We start from the raw sequence: 15990 nt of genomic DNA, 5'->3' as shown, positions 1-15990 counted from the left end.
TAGACAAATCTCACATCCAGAAGAAAGTAGACGCATGTCCAACACCGCCAGTGGTGTGATCGAAATCATGGAACGCCGGGGCGGATTCCTCCGCAATCCCGATCGTTCGCTCCAACCGGACCGCACCGATCCCTTTGTTTCCCCGCAGCTGATTTCGCGCTTCGGCCTCGTCACCGGCGCCGCCATAACCGGAACCGTCCAGCCGGGCGGAAAGGGGCCAAGCCTCACCGGCATCGAGACCATCTGCGGCCAGACGCCCGAGGAGTTCCGTGCGCGCAGGCCGTTCGCGAAGCTGCTCGCGGTCAATCCCGCCGGACGTTTTCACATCGGCAAGGGGGGCAACCCGTCCATGCGCATCGTGGAGCTGTTCGCCCCCATGGGGCGCGGCACACGCGGACTCGTGGTGGCGCCACCCAAGACCGGCAAGACGCGCCTGCTGGAAGAGCTCACCATCGCCATCCACGACGACGCGCCCGAGGCTCGCATCGTGGTGCTGCTGGTGGACGAACGGCCGGAAGAAGTGACGCACTTCCGACGCCAGGTTCCGGCGGAGGTCCTGGCGAGCAGCAGCGACCAGTCCACCCAGGAACACGTGCGGCTGGTCAACATGTGCATGGCACAGGTACGCTGCGAGATCGAATGCGGTCACCATGTGGTGGTGCTGGTGGACAGCATCACGCGCATGGGCCGTGCCTTCAACGTGCACGGCTCCGGGTCGGGGCGCACCATGTCGGGCGGGCTGGATTCGCGGGCCCTGGAGATTCCACGCAAGTTCTTCGGTATGGCGCGCAACGTGGAGGACGGCGGTTCGGTGACGGTGCTGGCCACCGCGCTCATCGAAACCGGCTCGCGCATGGACGACCTGATCTTCGAGGAGTTCAAGGGCACGGGCAACAGCGAGATCGTTCTCGACCGGCAACTGGCCGACAGCCGCGTGTTCCCCGCCATCAACCTGCGCACCACCGGGACGCGCCGCGACGACCTCCTCTTCTCCCCGGAGGAACTCAACGCGGTCAACAAGCTGAGGCGCACCACCATCGACATGCCGCCCGCGCAGGCCATCGAGGGCATGCTCAAGCTACTTGAGAAGTACCCCACCAACGAGGAACTGCTGAAGAGCCTCGCGTAGCCAGGGCTCCACGACCCACCCCCCCCCGCAACCACCGGGCGGACCGCCGTCGCGGTGCGCGTCAGTGACCCTTGCGGGGGCTGGTCGGAAGCAGGGCGCTGGCCGAACCGCGCCGCGGCTCGCAGATGGCCGCCAGGGTGTCCACCACGCGGACGTCGTCCTCGTGGGCCCGGGCGGCGGCACGAACGATGTCGTTGAACGAGACCATCCCCACGGGGCGGCCCCGGTCGTCGATCACCGGTACGCGACGGATCTTGTTATCCGCCATCAGCTTCTCCACCGACTCCACGGAATCGCGCGGCCGCGCCGCCACGATCTTCGTTGTCATGGCCTGTTGCGCCCGGATCCCGTCCAGGGGGAGCCGCTCGTTGTGCGCGGCCAGGCAGACGTCGCGGTCCGTGACGATGCCGGCAATGTGCCCGTCGGCGCCAATCACCGGCAGCGCGCCACAGTCATACTCGATCATGATCGCAACAACCTTGTCCAGGGAGTCCCCGGGCCGGCAGGTTACGACCGGCTTCGACATGATTTCATCGATTCTCATCTCTATCACCTCACGTTCGCCACCCGTGACTAACATAATCGAAAAACCGGATCCTTCCACGGTTGCCATCGACACACCCCGGTGTCCACCATCCCCACCGAATCACACCAGAACATGCCGATGGCCGGGATCACAGCGATACCTTGTGTATCCTTTTATTGCGCGCGTGCACGTGCTATTTTTGGTGAGCGCCGCACGAATACCGGAGTCCACCCATGTCCGTTCGCAACCTCGGTAACATCTTCCGTCCCAAGAGCATCACCGTCATCGGTGCCAGCCGCACGCCCAACAGTCTCGGGTATACGGTCTTGCACAACCTCAAAGAGGGCGGCTTTACCGGACCAATCTACCCGGTCAATCCCAAGTACAAGCGCATCGGCAACGCCCGGTGCTTCGCGAGCATCGCCGATCTGCCCGAAGCGCCCGACCTGGCCGTCATCTGCACACCGGCGAAGACCATGCCGGCCGTGGTACGGCAGTGTGGCGAGCGCGGCATATTCGGGCTCGTAATTCTGTCTGCCGGTTTTCGCGAGATCGGCAGCGACGGAGAGGCACTCGAGCAGGCGATCCGGCAGGAGGCGCAGAAGTTCGACGGCCTGCGCATCCTGGGACCCAACTGTCTCGGCCTGATGGCGCCGCACGCTTCGCTCAACGCGTCGTTCGCCAACGCGACGCCCGCCAAGGGTCACATCGCGTTCCTCTCGCAGTCCGGCGCGCTGTGCACGGCGGTGCTCGACTGGGCGACCAAGGAGAAGATTGGTTTCTCCAACTTTGTCTCCGTGGGCAACATGCTCGACGTGGGCATGGGTGACCTGATCGACTACTTCGCCAACGACCCCCACACCAAGTCCATCATTCTGTACGTCGAGTCCATTACCGAAGCGCGCGAGTTCATGTCGGCGGCGCGCGCGTTCGCGCGCCGGAAGCCCATCATCGCCTACAAGGCGGGACGCTTTGCCGAGTCGGCGGAGGCGGCCGCATCACATACCGGCGCCATGGCCGGCGTGGACGCGGTCTACCAGGCCGCGTTTCGGCGGGCCGGCGTCGTCCGCATCCTGGAGATGGCGGACATGTTCTACTGCGCAGAGTTGCTGGCGCGGGAGAAGTTTCCACGTGGTCCGCGCCTGGCCATCGTCACCAACGCCGGCGGCCCCGGCGTGATGGCAACCGACGCCCTGTTGGAGCGAAAGGGTGTCCTCGCGAGACTCGACGAGAAGACCATCGACGCGCTCAACGGGGCGCTGCCCCCGACGTGGTCGCACCGCAATCCCGTCGACGTCATCGGGGATGCCTCCCCGGCACGACTTGCCACGGCGTTGACCGGCGTTCTCGACGACGGGGGCGTCGACGCGGCACTGGTGGTATTTGCGCCGCAGGCGGTGAGCAAGCCCACCGACAGCGCCCGTGCCGTCATCAAGGTGGCCAAGGCGTCGCCCAAGCCGGTGCTCGCCTCGTGGATGGGCGGGGTGAGCATGACACAGGGCGTGGATCTGCTCACCGAGGCGGGCATCCCCGCGTACTCGACGCCGGAACAGGCGGTGCGCGCGTTCATGTACATGGTGGAATACGCGCGCACGCGCGAGGTGCTCTACGAAACACCGCGTGACATTCCCATGGAGTTCAAACTCGACCGCGGCAAGTTGCGCGCGGTGTTCAACACCATCCTCAGCGAGGGGCACGACACCCTCACCGAGAGCACCTCCAAGGCGCTGTTGGAGGCATACGAGATACCGGTGGCCAAGCCCTTCGCGGCGCGCTCGGTGGAAGATGCCGTGCAGTTTGCGCGGCGCATCGGCTACCCGGTGGCGATGAAGGTGATGTCCTCCGACATTACCCACAAGACCGAAGTGAACGGGGTGGCGTTGAGCCTCGCCACCGACGATGCGGTGCATGCGGCCTACCATGAGATCGTGACGACCGCGCGCGAGAGGCGGCCCGACGCGCACGTGGAGGGCGTGACCATCCAACCCATGATCACGCATCCCACCGGTTACGAGCTCATCGTGGGCGCCAAACGTGATCCGGTGTTCGGAACGGTGCTGATGGTGGGAACGGGTGGAACGGCGGCTGAGGTGTTCAAGGACCGCGCTCTGGAACTGCCCCCGCTCTCCGAGCGGCTGGCGCGGCGCATGCTGGAGTCGCTGCGTTCGTGGCCGCTGTTGCAGGGTTACCGGGGACGCCCCGCCGTCAACATCGACCGCCTCATCGAAGTTCTCATGCGGCTTTCCTACCTGGTGGCCGATTATCCGGAGATCGCGGAGCTGGACGTGAACCCGCTGCTGGTGACACCGCAGGACGCCATCGCGCTCGACGCACGCATCATCCTGGATCACGAGTCGCTGTTGCACCCGGTGCGACCGTACTCGCACCTGGCCATCCGGCCCTACCCCGAGGAGTACACGCGCATCGCAAAACTCAAGGACGGCCGCCGTGTTCTGCTCCGGCCCATCAAACCGGAGGACGAACCCATGTGGCACGAGTTGCTGGCGAGCTGCTCACAGCAGTCGATCTGGTTTCGCTTCCGCTATCTCTTCAAGCAGACCACGCACGAAATGGCCACGCGCTTCTGCTTCATCGACTACGACCGCGAGATTGCCATCGTGGCGGAACTCGAGGAGAACGACCGGCGGCGGCTGATCGGTGTGGGACGCCTGGTGGCCGACGCGGACCGCACCGACGCCGAGTACGCCGTGCTGGTGGCGGACGCCTTCCAGGAAGCCGGCCTGGGCTCGCTCCTCACCGATTACTGCCTGGAGATAGCGAAGGAGCAGGGCATCCGCAAGGTGTTCGCGGAAACGACACCGGACAATCCGCGCATGATCGAGCTCATGAAACACCGCGACTTTCAGCTCGACTATTCGATATCGCCCGACGCCGTTCTGGGGACGCGCAAGATGGATACGTGGAAGCCGCCCGTTCGGCGCGCGGATGCCGCGCCCGCGCAACGGTGAGAGGGATCAGAAGCCGCGGGCGGAGAGCCAGTCTTCCAGCAGGGCAAAGTACTCGAGCGCCAGCGAGAGCGGAAGGGCGGGGTTCTGCGGTGCTTCGGGATCCATCACCAGCATCCCATGTCCGGTCCGTTCCAGCACGGCCATATGAAAATCGGCGGGGCCCCGTTGGGCAAACACGCTGCCCAGGGCGACGACACTCTCCTCCACGGGCACCGTGTAGTCCAGGCGGCCGTACACCACCAGCACCGGGCAGCGCAGGAGTCGATACGGTTCCAGCGCGTCGCGGTCCGGGTCGAGATGGAGGAACCAGGCGGGATCGCCGAAGGGTTGCTGCGCGTACAGCGAGTCGGCAATGATGTTCTCCGACGTCAACGTCGCGAAGTCCTCAAGCCCGGCACGTCCAATGGTCTTCGCAACGGCCGCGTCGAGTTGCGCCGCCGTCGCCTTTCCCCGCCCGTAGTCGTACAGCGTGTTGAGGGCGGCCACGGCGAGGTCGATGTCGTCCGGCGGCACATCCTGCATCTCCAGCACCCGTGACATCATGAAGGTGTCCTGGCGCCGCAGGCTCGTGGCCGGCCCCGAATGATTGATGACGAAGGCCACGCTCGTCCAGTGGGATGCGGCAATCGGCGCCACCCACCCACCCTGGCTGATCCCCCACATCCCCACACGCGTTGGATCCACGTCATCACGCGCGCGCAGGATAGCCACGCCCACCAGCGCGTCGCGCGCGAGTTGGAGCAGATCCGCCGTCTTCCAGTCGCCGGTGGATCCTCCGCAACCGCGCTTGTCGTAGCTCAGAGTGGCAAAGCCGATGCTCACGAAGAAGCGCGCCATCGACTCCACCGACTCGCGCCCGGCCGGTCCGGAGCCGTGCACCAGCACGATCCCGGGAAACGGCCCATCGCCGACTGGAATCTTGACGGTTCCCGACAGCGTGGCGTCGCCGCTGGTGAAGAGGAGTTCTTCTTCGTGAAAGGTGACCACGCGCGGGGCATGGCGCGGCACCTGCCCGGGCGTCTCGAGGGTGAGGGCGGCTATGGTTCCGCCAGGGCTTCTGTCAAAAGTGATGGTGGGAGTGTTGCCGTCCGCGTCCGGCGGCGACATGGTAAAGCGGTCGAGGGTGTCCGCAAGCAACGCGCCCACCCGTCCGCTCTCCCAGATGGTCGCAACCAGGCGCGTGGTCCCGGCCGTGGTGCCTTCTGTGAGAACCGAGACCAGCCCCCCCGACGCAAACCGGTACTCGCCGCAGTAGTCCGCGTCAGCGGCTGGCAGCGTGTCCGCCACCAGCAACAGCGCCACGGCAAGCGCGAGCGCCCCGAATCCGGCCCGGCTTCTACGGCTGATCGCGGCCCACACCTAACGGTTCGTCTCCCATGCGAGATACAGCCTCGCCTGCGGAACACGCTGGTTGGTGTCGACGAAATCTTCGCGCGAGAAATAGCTCTGGCGGAAGAACACCGAGCTGTCGAGTCCCACGCTCATCGCCCCGCGTACAGGGATGCGCAGCGACAGCCACAGGTCCTCCACGAAGTGATTCGCGTCGGAACCCGGATTCCCGGCCGGCACCCAGACGGAACCGTTCTTCACGTTGATCCATTCGGCGCGATACGCCGCAGCAAAGATTCGCCGGTTGGAGCGCAGCAAGGCGGCTTCCACCGAGAAACCGGCACCCGGACCGTAGTCGTACTCACGATCGCGTTCCTGGTTCGGTGTCTCGACCACATACGAGTACTCGGTGTTGACCGCCGCCATCAGCGTTCCCATCACGTCGACACGCGTCTGGATTCCCGTCCTGGCCGACGGCCGAAAGCGCGAGAACAGCGCCAGGCCAAAACTCTGACCGCCGAATTCGTAGGCGTTATTATTGACGTAGTCGAAGTGCTGAACGACGGCCCATGCGTGCTTCTCTCCGTCTTCTCCGCCGAACGCCCTCGAATACAGATCGCCGCGGATCTGGAAGCGCCCGATGGGCACCTTGTCATTGCCGTTCATCTGCACGCCCATGTCGAAATGGTCGAACGGCTTGCGGCGCTCGTTCTCCCACGGGCTCCCGTGGTTGATGTACAGGTCGATGACGGCCTGCGTCTGCGTGCTGTCGGTGATGGACTCGCCTCTTCCCGTGATGCGCGCGCCCACGCCCAGAGCGGTGAAGTAGCGAGGGGGGCGATAGTCGTATGCGCTCGAGGGATTGCCCTGCACGCGGGTTGCGCGGCCGGACACGAAGCGGTTGAAGCCGCGCACCGGGTCGATCAGGAAGCCGCCAATTTCCCGCCAGGTTCTGCCGCTGCCGGTCGCGGTGTTGTCGAGGACGGCCGACGACAGCCGGTAGGTCGTTTCACCAAAGGCGACACCGCCGATACCGGTGGCGACCATGTCGTTACCGGACATGGGGTGCGTCTCTCCCATCGCCTCCCAGATGAAGGCCCCGCTGAGCGCGTACAGAGTCGAGGGCCAGAACCCGAGCCCGTTGGCACGGCCAGCGTTGAAGTAGGTGCTGCCATTGAACGGGTGGATCATCTGGTTGGTCTTGAACTGGTTGTCGTCGTAGGTGAAACCCTCTTCGATGTTCGCCCAGAAGCTGCGCGGGCTGACCTGGTTGAAGTTGGCCTGGCGCACGTACTCGTTGAACATCGATGCACCGAAATTGATCATAATCACCTCGCCCGCGGCCCAGCCCGGGCTCCGCGTGACGCCCCAGGCGTCCTTTGCGCTGCTGGCGAGCGGAAGCGGCGAGGTGTCGGGGGAAGCGCTCTTGACGGGCTCGTCGAACGAGATGGGGCGCCAGGTGGCGCCCACGCGCGCCCCGTACTCCAGCCCGCTGCTCGGATTGGGAACGTCGCCCAGCGGACGGTTGCCTTCGTAGTCCTCGAGGTTGTATTCCCCGGCGATAAACCAGTTCACGTATGCGGAAACGTCGACGGCGAAGCCGTTGGAGATATCGAACTCGAGACCGGGGATGAACGACAGGCCCACACCGTTCTTGGCGTCGGTCGGGCTCTCGCCCGAGGCGAGGTCTTCAAACGGCGCCTTTTGAAAGAGCTCCGAGCGCGGGTGTATGCGCACGATGCCCAGGCGCCCCTGCAGATAGGGGCGCACGCTCTCGTCGTTGCGGAAGACGCGGGAGGCATAGCCGAAGGTTTCAAAGTGCGCCCATTCCTTTTCATGCTCGTAGGGCGACTGCCAGCCGAGCGAGCCGAACATCAGGCCCACGCCGTAGCGCCACTCGCCCTTCTGCTTGAACAGGCTCATATCCCACGCGGTGCCCTTCTGCAGAAAGTCACCATAGTCTCCGCTTACGCCTCCTGCACGAATGACCCAGCTCACACCCCAATCGCGGTGGGTGCCCGGCGGATCCTCGGAAGACGCGCGTCCATCCGGCGCGGAAAGAAGAACCAGCGAGAGAACAAACAGAACCAGAGCATATCTTGACGCGTTACCAGTCAGCATGGGAGCCTCCTCGATGCCCGGAGACTATCGCACAGCGGCTGTTCGATCAAGACGATCCGACCCCAGGTGAAAGGCGTGACATGAGCAGCAGGATTGCAACATTGGTGACGGCCGTCCTTGTTGTGGCGGCCGGCTGTGCGGACACAAAATCTCCGCGCGTCGAGGAATGGCGGGACGGCGCATGGAAGGCACTCACCACCAGCGATTACCAGATCAGCGGCAAGCGCGACGGCGCCCAGACCTCGGCGATGGCCGTCTTCACGCTGCAGGACGGCCGGAAGCTTCGCGTGGAGTTGAGCGTGGTTTACAATCCCACGCCGTCGCTGGCTGCGGGCCACTGGCAGATGGGAGACGCCGGCGGAGAGGTGGTGGCTGAGTCGATCAAGTTCCTCGGCGGCCAGGGGGAGGGACCCAGCCTGGGCGGCCGCCTGCGCCTGGAGTGGAAGGGATCGCCGCGTTTCCTCGCAACGCTGCCGCTACGGCCACTGGAACAAGATGGGCGGTAGCCGGGCGTCGGATCTCCGGGCGCGCGCGCCGATCCTCGCGCGTTTCCTCTTCCTGATCGTCACCGTCTGCGTCATCGTCGCAATCATTATTCAGGACCATACCCGCGTGGTCCCCTTCGGCGTGTTCAACACCGGGAGCGCGGCGCTCGGCCGCCTCACCGACGCCTGTCTAGTGGTGGCAATCGGCGCACTGGCGGTACAGAGCATCGAGCTGGCCACCGGCAGGATGTCCCGCGCGGGCGGGCTCATCCGCGGGACCTACGTTTCCCTGTTCATCCTCAACGGCCTGCTGGCGTTTGCCGACCGCTTCGTCGTCGCGCGCATCCCCGCGAGCCGGCTGGGGCAGAGCTACCAGCTGCCGGCATCCGGACGTCCACCGGTCATCCTGAGAAAAAACCTCACCCGGGCGCCGGCCGGACCCTGCCTGGGTGCGAGGAGCGGGGGCGGAGGTCCGCGGATTCTGTTCCTGGGAGATTCCTACACCGAGGGCAGCGGACATGCGCGCGCATGCAACTACCCGGATGTCGCGGAGGTCACCCTGCGCGAGTCCTGGAACGAGGCATGCCGGGTCGTGAACGCGGGGCTGTCGGGATACGGGGCGGTCGAGTCCCTCGCCCTGCTGCGCTGGTATCTGCGCAACGGGTGTCCGGTGGATGCAATCGTGTTCAACCTGTTTCTCGAGAACGACCTCGCCGACAATTTGCCCGGAACCGAACGCCGTGTGGTGGGCGGGTTCATCATGCGCTTCCCGCGCTCGTGGTTCCTGTGCACCTTTCATCCCCTGAACACGCGCACGTTTCGCTGGGCGGTGGTGGCGACCGTCCTCAAGCGAAGTTCTTCACCGGACGTCATGGACGCGGTTGGCATCGGCGCGGGGCCCTGCCAACCGGCGCCCGATCCGCTGCGCGCGGTGGTTCCGTTTCTCAAGGAGACGGTGCTGCGCGACCTGGAGATCGCCCGCCGGGTCCACACCTCGTCGTACGGCATGGACGAATGCCTGCGCGCGGTTCAGGAGATGCGAGCCCTCGCCGACGCGGCCGGGGTGCCATTCGTGGTCGTCTTGTTCCCCAACCGCGCGCTCGTCGACCCGGACCTGCAGGGGCTCATGGAAATGGACGAGCAGCGTCTTGCGCCGCTGACTGCGAACCTGGGGTTCGTGCGCGGCTCCCTCCCCGGGCAAATGGTGGTGGACATGACCCCCGTGCTCGCGGGGCGCCAGGGCATGTATCGCGTCTACGACACACACCTGTCGGACGCCGGCAACATCCTGGCGGGCCGTTTCGTGGGCGAAACACTTGCCGCCACCGGTCTGCAGGGCATTCGTTGACCGCCCGCGCGAGCGCGTCAGGCGTGAATCTTCTTGTAGCGTATCCGGTGCGGCTGGTCCGCGTCGTGGCCGAGCCGGCGGTGCCGATCCGCCTCGTAGTCCTGATAGTTGCCCTCGAACCACTTCACCTGCCCGTCGTCTTCGAACGCGAGCATGTGGGTGGCGATGCGGTCCAGGAACCAGCGATCGTGGCTGATCACCACCGCGCACCCCGCAAACTCAACCAGCGCGTCTTCCAGCGCACGTAGCGTGTTCACGTCGAGATCGTTGGTGGGCTCGTCGAGCAGCAGCACGTTGCCGCCGGTCTTGAGGAGCTTGGCCAGGTGGAGCCGGTTGCGCTCGCCGCCGGATAGTGCGCCCACCTTCTTGTTCTGCTCGGTGCCCTTGAACATGAAGCTCGCCACGTAGGCGCGCGAGTTCATCTTGCGCTTGCCCACCTCGATGAACTCCTCGCCATCCGAGATTTCCTCCCACACGGACTTGGCAGGATCGAGTGCATCACGGAACTGATCAACGTGTGCAAACTGCACCGTCTCGCCCACCTTGAGATCGCCCGCGTCGGGCGCCTCGGAACCGGTGATCATGCGAAACAGCGTCGTCTTGCCCGCGCCGTTCGCACCGATGATTCCCACGATGCCGCCACGCGGCAACGACAGATCCAGCCCGTCGATAAGAATGTTCTCGCCGTATCCCTTGCGCAACCCGCGCGCCTCCACCACTAGGTCGCCCAGGCGCGGTCCGCTGGGGATGGCGATTTCGAGGCGGTCGCGCCGTTCGCGCGCCTTCTCGCTGAGCAGTTCCTCGAACTGGTTGATGCGCGCCTTGCTGCGCTGGTGGCGCGCCTTGGGCGTCATGCGCATCCATTCCATTTCCCGCTGCAGTGTGCGGCGCCGCGCGGACTCCTGCTTTTCCTCGGTGGCAAGGCGGCGCTCCTTCTGCTCCAGCCACGACGAGTAATTGCCCTCCCACGGAATCCCCTTGCCACGATCGAGCTCGAGAATCCAGCCGGCCACATTGTCCAGGAAGTAGCGGTCGTGCGTGATCGCCACCACCGTGCCCGGGAACTCCTTGAGGTAGCGCTCCAGCCACGCCACCGACTCCGCGTCGAGGTGGTTGGTGGGCTCATCGAGCAGCAGCATGTCAGGCTTCTGCAACAACAACCGGCACAACGCCACGCGTCGCCGTTCGCCGCCGGAGATCTTGCTGACGTCGGCGTCCGGGGGCGGGCAGCGCAACGCATCCATCGCGATCTCGAGCTGGCGGTCCAAGTCCCACGCGTTGGCGGCGTCGATCTGGTCCTGCAGCCTGGCCTGTTCCTCGATGAGCGCGGTCATTTCGTCGTCGCTCATGGGCTCTGCGAACTTCGCATTGACCGCCTCGAAACGCTGCAGCAACGCGCGGGTCTCCGCCACCGCCTCCTCAATATTACCGAGCACGTCCTTGGACGGGTCGAGTTGCGGCTCCTGCGGCAGATAACCGATCTTCAGGCCGGGCAGCGTCTGGCACTCGCCCTGGATGTCGGTGTCGACGCCGGCCATGATGCGCAGCAGTGTGCTCTTGCCGGCGCCGTTGTGACCGAGCACGCCGATCTTGGCGCCGGGGAGAAAGGCGAGGGTGATGTCATCCAGGATGAGCTTATCCGGCGGGACGACTTTCTTCAGGCGATACAACGTGCAGACATACTGGTGCGACACGGACACTCTCCGGCGTGATGGGTTGGAAACCGCCGCGCGGCGCGCGGCCAGCGGGCCATCATACACGAAAACCGGGGCGTTCGGAAGCCGGGCAGGCTACTTGATGAGCATCATCTTGCGCGATACCGAGTAGGTCCCCGACACCAGGCGGTAGAAGTACATCCCCGACGACACGGGCTGGCCGTCGTCATCCTGCCCGTCCCATTCGACCGCGTACGGTCCCCTGGCCAGCTCTTCGTCGACCAGCGTGCGCACGCGCCCGCCCGACACGCCGTAGACGACCAGCGTGGTGGCCGCGCGAGCGGGCAGCGTGAAATGGATGGTGGTGCGGGGGTTGAACGGGTTGGGCCGATTCTGCGACAGGCGTCCCTCGACCGGCCCCGCGGTGGGCATCACCAGCGGTGACAGGTGTTCGCCCTCACCGTCCACCACACCGAACTGGTAGCGATACGCGTGGCCGGAGATGACGTCCCGGTCGATGAACTGGATGGCGCCGCAGCCGCACGGCGGCACCGTGCCGATCCGATCCATGGGGAAGGCGACGTCCTCCGGCCCGCGATAGACGGCCACCTCGCGCACGTGCATCCCGGCCTGGTAGGTCGCCCGCAGGGCGATGACGCCCTCGTCGGCCGTCGCCGACACGAAGCCAAAAGCAACCGTTTCCACCGTGTCCGTGGGAAGATACCAGTGCTCGTTGTGTTCGCGGCCACGGATTCCGGTGAGCGGGTCGCCGTCGATGTCGAACCAGCGGCCGTGGTACACGTCGGCGGCCCGCCGCACGTTGCTGAAGTCGTCGCGCGGGGTCACCACCAGCGCAAAACTGAAGCGGATCGTCTCCCCGGGATACAACTGCGCGAAGGGCCCCATCGCCACCAGCGTGGTGACGTCACCCCCGATGTTCTGCCCCACCTTCCCGGAGGACATGAGTTCGTAGCGCTCGAAGTCGTTGGTCGGCGGACCACCCTGCGGATACGACAGTGAGCCCAGCATGTTGACCGCGGACGTGGCGCGTACGCTGGGTGGCGCATCGATACCCAGCGGATCGGTGGGGTGGTCGAGGATGAGAATGCCGGCGTACCCCGGGGCCTGGCCGGCGTCGCCGTCGACATCGTACCAGTACGCAAAGTCGTGGCGCGTGGTGCCGGGGGCGTGGTCGACCATCACCGTGTCGAAACCCGTGGCGTCGTCGTTCCAGTAGTTGTTGCGGGCACGATGGCCAACGTCCCCGTCCGTGTAGACACCGACGTATACGCTGCGCAAGGTATCCTCACCTGTATTCGTTATCCAGAACGTGAACCCAACGAAATCGTCGTAGGCACTGTCGCGCCACTGGTAGCTCTCCTCGCGCACGGCGAGGTGCATGGGGCGGTGCTGGGGGTAAATGGCGGTCGCCTGCGGCGTGTCATCCTGGAAGCGGCGACTGAGCATCTGGTCGGATATGGCCGCGAAGTCCTCGTCGGCGAAACGGTCGAAGTCGTTGTCGTATCCCTCGTGCCAGTCCTCATCCACCGACCCGTCATGGTCGTCGTCGGCGCCGGGCATCGGAATGCGTGCCCCGCCCGCGTCCCCCTGCGCCGCGTAGTAGACCACGTCCCCCGGCTCCACCGTGGGCCGGTTCTCGAGTTGCTGGACAGACGTGGATACGGCCGGCGTACCGTCGAGCAGGGCGCCCACCCACAGACCGCCCTCATACACGTACTCCACCTGCGAACCGGCGGGCCACTCGCAGGAAGGCGCGCCGGCGTAGGGGAGACCGGTCCCCGGAGAGGAGCCGAATGCGCCCCAGTTGGAGGCGTGAACGCGCACGTTGCCCACGTCGTGAACCGGGGACCCGTCTACGACGAACGTGCGGGACGGCCCGGTATTCCGTTTGGCAGGCGTCTCGTCCCGGGCCGGGGCACCGGTGACGGCGAGAAACAGGAGTATCGCGGCGACAAAGAGGGTTGCCGGGCGGATTGGCCGGTCGACGTTCATGGCAGCCTCCCTGGGGAGAACGGGGTCTCCTGTGGCCGCGCGGCGGGGACACAACGACAACCAACGATACCCCCCTGGCAGACGACGGTCAACCGCACCCTCCGCAGCGGGTCTGGCCGCGGCCGATGGGGGAACATATGGTACGGCAGCGCGCGTTCTGGCATGGTGAGACCATGCCTGCCAGCAACCCCGACGAGCACTTCCCGGCTGGAGAAGAACTGGCCCACAGCGTCACCCACGGCGCGGGGCTTATCCTGTCAATCGCCGCACTCGTGGTCATGGTGGTCGTCTCCGTCAAAGAGGGAGGCACCATGCGTGTGGTGGCATGCAGCATTTATGGAGCGACGCTCGTTATCCTGTACGCCTCATCGACTTTCTACCACGCCCTTTCAGCCGGCCGAGGCAAGCGCGTTTTTGGCATTCTGGACCACGCGGCCATCTTTCTCCTCATCGCCGGCACCTACACCCCGTTCACCCTGGTGACGATGAACGGGAAATGGGGGTGGAGTATCTTCGGGGCCGTGTGGGGGCTGGCCATTGCCGGTGTCCTGCTCGAAGTGTTCACGCGCGGGCGGGCGCGCCGCCTGCAGTTGATCCTCTACCTGGCGATGGGCTGGGCCATTGTTTCCGCGGTGAAACCGCTGCTGAGGGGGCTGGGGACGGAAGGGCTGGTGCTGCTCGCGGCCGGCGGGCTGGCGTACACATTCGGCGTGGTTTTCTTCGTCTGGAAGAAGATGCCCTATCACCACGCGGTGTGGCACCTCTTTGTGCTCGCGGGAAGCATCTGCCACTTCTTTGCGGTCCTGCTCTACGTTATTCCCTAGGCCACACACCGATTCCGGGCGGCCGCGTCAACATTTCCTTGTCAGAACCCCTGATCCGGTGCGAGGATACGGGTTTACGGGCGGCCTCGCATGGCCCCGGACTTCCGGCTGTCGAGCCGGCACTCTTGCCCCGCGGAGGAACGATGGATCACACGACAGTTGCGGCTTTCCTCAATCAGAAGGGTGGCGTCGGCAAGACCACCACGGTGGCCAATGTCGGCGCGGGGCTGGCGATACTGGGAAGCCGCGTACTGCTCGTGGACCTCGATCCCCAGGGTCACCTGACGCGCTTCCTGGGCATTGACCGCGACGAAATCCACCACACCATCCACGACGTGCTGCGCGGCGACATCAACGCCGCGGCGGCGATCATGAGCAAGCCGTTGAACGCCCGGCTGCACATGGAAAACCGCGTGGACACCATGTCGATGTCGCTGATCCCGGCCTCACTCGATTTCGCGGACGCCGAAGTGGCCCTCGTGCGCGCCAGCGATCGCGATTACCTGCTCAAGCGTGCCATCACCAACATGGATCGGGAGTACGACTACATCCTGTTCGACTGTTCCCCGAGCCTGGGTCTCATCACGACCAATGCGCTGGTCGCCGCAAGCACGGCGTTCATTCCGGTGCAAACGGAATACCTGGCCATGGAGAGCATCGAGGACCTACTCAAGTGGATCGAATCGGTGCGCGCGCGCTTCAATCCGACGCTGGAAGTGGGGGGGATGATCGCAACGCGCTTCGATGGACGCAAGGTGCTGAGCCGCATGGTGGTGGAGACTTTGCGCGAGCGTTACGGCGCGCTGTTGCTCGACGCAATCATCCGCGACAACATCGCGCTGGCGGAGTCGCCGCGCTACGGCAAGGATATCTTCAGTTACCGTCCGCGCAGTTTCGGCGCGGATGACTACCTGGGACTGTGCAACGAAATCATGGACCGCGTGAGCGCGCCATCGGAGGACGATTCGCTCGATCTCGACGAACTGGAGAGCTACGTCAGCGAACCCTTCCGGCCCACCGGGGCGGATTACTGACGCGCGGTCGCGCGGATCAGTCCGCGCGAATGACTGCGGGCTGCTCCGCGGGCGCAGCGTGCCGCATCCTGCGCAGGAATACCACCACCAGCGCGAGCCCCATCAGGCCCAGCATCCACGGCGTCTTGAACAGCCAGCTCGCCGCCCCTCCCTCCGGGACCACAAGAATGCGCTTTCCGTATTGCTGGACCATCGCGGCCTTGATCTGCTTGTCGGACTGGCCGGCGGCCACCATGGCCTTGATATCGGCGCGCATCTGATCGGCCTTTCCGGACTCATGAATGGTGAGATTGTCGCGCCAGCAGCAGGGGCCCACGAATGACGCATAGAGCTCCTGGAGCCGCGGATCTTCAGAGCCGTAACCGGCAAGAGCGACGGATGTGAGCGTTATCAACAGGAGTGCGGCCGCAAGAGACGTGCGTTTCACGATAATCCTCCCGCCGATTCCCGCGGCCCGGGCAACCGGCTCTGCCGAATTATAATGCCCCGCACCGCCGCACGCCACCTCGGCCTCGCGGCGGGGAAGAGGCCTTTCGCGCCCTGGCTGCATGCATTAC

General features: G+C 65.2%; 12 protein-coding genes. 6 read left to right on the top strand and 6 right to left on the bottom strand.

The window, feature by feature from the left end; translation table 11 throughout:
• Positions 1–7: 7 nt before the first annotated feature.
• Entirely contained in the window at positions 8–1129 is a 1122-nt protein-coding gene (gene rho, locus OEX18_00350; protein MDH4335712.1) for a transcription termination factor Rho, read from the top strand.
• A gap of 61 nt (positions 1130–1190) precedes the next feature.
• Here rho and OEX18_00345 read toward each other — a convergent pair whose 3' ends face one another.
• On the bottom strand, positions 1191–1673 hold the full coding sequence (locus OEX18_00345; GenBank protein ID MDH4335711.1) for a CBS domain-containing protein: 483 nt from the start codon (positions 1671–1673) through the stop codon (positions 1191–1193).
• A 215-nt stretch (positions 1674–1888) separates the two neighbouring features.
• On the opposite strand from OEX18_00345, the gene OEX18_00340 reads away from it, so the two are divergent.
• Positions 1889–4624, top strand: coding sequence for a bifunctional acetate--CoA ligase family protein/GNAT family N-acetyltransferase (locus OEX18_00340; protein ID MDH4335710.1), 2736 nt, complete (start codon positions 1889–1891; stop codon positions 4622–4624).
• A 6-nt stretch (positions 4625–4630) separates the two neighbouring features.
• Here the strand turns inward: OEX18_00340 and OEX18_00335 are convergent, their stop codons facing one another.
• Entirely contained in the window at positions 4631–5983 is a 1353-nt protein-coding gene (locus tag OEX18_00335) for an alpha/beta fold hydrolase (GenBank protein MDH4335709.1), read from the bottom strand.
• Complete coding sequence (locus OEX18_00330; protein ID MDH4335708.1) at positions 5984–8074, bottom strand: DUF3943 domain-containing protein; 2091 nt, start codon at positions 8072–8074, stop codon at positions 5984–5986.
• A gap of 80 nt (positions 8075–8154) precedes the next feature.
• Here OEX18_00330 and OEX18_00325 point away from each other — a divergent pair, with 80 nt between their 5' ends.
• Positions 8155–8580, top strand: a complete 426-nt coding sequence (locus OEX18_00325; protein MDH4335707.1) for a hypothetical protein — start codon at positions 8155–8157, stop codon at positions 8578–8580.
• Positions 8570–9907, top strand: coding sequence for a hypothetical protein (locus OEX18_00320; GenBank protein ID MDH4335706.1), 1338 nt, complete (start codon positions 8570–8572; stop codon positions 9905–9907). Before OEX18_00325 ends, OEX18_00320 begins: the two co-directional genes overlap by 11 nt.
• A gap of 17 nt (positions 9908–9924) precedes the next feature.
• Here the strand turns inward: OEX18_00320 and ettA are convergent, their stop codons facing one another.
• Both ettA and OEX18_00310 read right to left on the bottom strand, forming a co-directional pair.
• Positions 9925–11601 carry an energy-dependent translational throttle protein EttA gene (ettA, locus tag OEX18_00315; protein MDH4335705.1) on the bottom strand — a complete coding sequence of 559 codons (1677 nt, stop codon included), beginning with the start codon at positions 11599–11601 and terminating at the stop codon, positions 9925–9927.
• A 96-nt stretch (positions 11602–11697) separates the two neighbouring features.
• The gene (locus tag OEX18_00310) at positions 11698–13575 is read right to left on the bottom strand and encodes a hypothetical protein (protein MDH4335704.1); all 1878 of its coding nucleotides are present in this window, start codon (positions 13573–13575) and stop codon (positions 11698–11700) included.
• Positions 13576–13748: 173 nt separating this feature from the next.
• On the opposite strand from OEX18_00310, the gene OEX18_00305 reads away from it, so the two are divergent.
• Positions 13749–14399 (top strand): hemolysin III family protein, encoded by a 651-nt coding sequence (locus OEX18_00305; GenBank protein ID MDH4335703.1) that lies wholly within the window; start codon positions 13749–13751, stop codon positions 14397–14399.
• A 143-nt stretch (positions 14400–14542) separates the two neighbouring features.
• Complete coding sequence (locus tag OEX18_00300; protein MDH4335702.1) at positions 14543–15433, top strand: ParA family protein; 891 nt, start codon at positions 14543–14545, stop codon at positions 15431–15433.
• A 16-nt stretch (positions 15434–15449) separates the two neighbouring features.
• Here the strand turns inward: OEX18_00300 and OEX18_00295 are convergent, their stop codons facing one another.
• On the bottom strand, positions 15450–15860 hold the full coding sequence (locus OEX18_00295; GenBank protein MDH4335701.1) for a cytochrome c-type biogenesis protein CcmH: 411 nt from the start codon (positions 15858–15860) through the stop codon (positions 15450–15452).
• Between the last annotated feature and the right edge of the window lie 130 nt (positions 15861–15990).

This window comes from Candidatus Krumholzibacteriia bacterium (genome assembly GCA_029865265.1).
In the GTDB taxonomy this organism is placed as follows: domain Bacteria; phylum Krumholzibacteriota; class Krumholzibacteriia; order WVZY01; family JAKEHA01; genus JAKEHA01.
Note: the sequence above shows the minus strand (reverse complement) of the source record. Positions and strands in the feature narration are given on the sequence as shown.